Genomic DNA, 709 nt, shown 5'->3' with positions numbered 1-709 from the left:
GGTTTGGGCTAATCCGCTTTCGCTCGCCGCTACTGACGGAATCACTTTTGTTTTCTTCTCCTCCAGGTACTTAGATGTTTCAGTTCCCTGGGTGTGCCTCCTTATGAGCTATGTATTCACTCATAGGTGACTGGGCATGACCCCAGCCGGGTTTCCCCATTCGGACATCCCCGGATCAAAGCCTGCTTACGGCTCCCCGAGGCAATTTCGCTGTTCGCCGCGTCCTTCTTAGGCTCCTGGCGCCTAGGCATCCTCCGTGCGCCCTTAATAGCTTAACCTATGCTCCGAGTTGTCGATGTCTCAGCGTTCTCCGATCCACCACTCGCTCTGCTTGCGCAGATCGACTGATCCTCGAAAGGCTGTTCCATGCGACATCTCTTCGCTCTCAGCTAGCCAACAAGGCATTGTAGAGAATTCTATTGCGCATATTTCGTTTCGCTATCCGGTTTTCAAAGAACAAGCTGCCGTGTTTAGCAGCGGAATGATATCTTATCATGCCCCGCGCTCTTCTGCCACCATCAGATGTTGGTAGAAAAGCCGGCGCCTGACAAGCACCATTTGAAGGATTTCTCCTTCAAAACTGAACTCGAGCGGTAAAACAACGGACTTGCGTATTGCCCCGAAGGGCTCCTTAGAAAGGAGGTGATCCAGCCGCACCTTCCGATACGGCTACCTTGTTACGACTTCACCCCAATCATCTACCCCACCT

General features: G+C 52.5%; 2 rRNA genes. Both read right to left on the bottom strand.

From position 1 onward, the window contains the following. Positions 1-278, bottom strand: a 23S ribosomal RNA gene (locus tag PQG80_RS28820); the annotation flags it as partial. 357 nt (positions 279-635) lie between these two features. Continuing rightward, positions 636-709: ribosomal RNA gene (locus PQG80_RS28815) — 16S ribosomal RNA — on the bottom strand; the annotation flags it as partial.

Origin of the sequence: Cohnella rhizoplanae (genome assembly GCF_948329515.1) — a bacterium.
GTDB classification, from domain to species: Bacteria; Bacillota; Bacilli; order Paenibacillales; family Paenibacillaceae; genus Cohnella; species Cohnella rhizoplanae.
The sequence above is the reverse complement of the archived record's forward strand: the minus strand, read 5'-3'. Positions and strand labels throughout refer to the sequence as shown.